The sequence below is a fragment of the Pedococcus sp. P1_H8 genome, from assembly GCF_056405175.1.
The window spans coordinates 1-385 of sequence record NZ_JBFUCP010000394.1 but is presented as its reverse complement, the minus strand read 5'-3'; the positions used below and the strand labels follow the sequence as shown (position 1 = coordinate 385).

General features: G+C 66.5%; 1 protein-coding gene. It reads right to left on the bottom strand.

Annotation, left to right across the window (positions count from 1 at the left end; genetic code table 11):
- On the bottom strand, positions 1-280 hold a 280-nt coding region (locus AC1DYG_RS20515), incomplete at its 3' end, for a SpoIIAA family protein (protein ID WP_477641674.1).
- Positions 281-385 lie beyond the last annotated feature (105 nt).

Genomic DNA, 385 nt, shown 5'->3' with positions numbered 1-385 from the left:
GGTGAATCGCCTTGCCGATCCACTCGTGATCGGTGACCAGTCCGATGCGGCCCCAGCTGCGCCGGGGGCGGCTCTCGAGTTCGGCGTCCTGCCAGAGTGCGCCCGCGGTGTAGCGACTCAGGTCGTCGCCGAGGACGTAGACGAGATTGACCTTCTCGTCGGCGGCGATCTTCGCGTCGATCGCCGGGTCGAGGACGTCGCGGTAGTCCTGCGCGGTCACGGTGCCGGTCGCCCGAAATCCCAGGGTGCCGTCGGGCAGGTTCTCGATGGCCTCGATCATGGGTCCACCGTCGCACACCTCACGCCGCGATGTGTCGTGGAGCACAGCGGGTCCTGAAACGAATCGTCGGCGAAAGTCGGCACGAATCCTTCACGATCGCAGGGT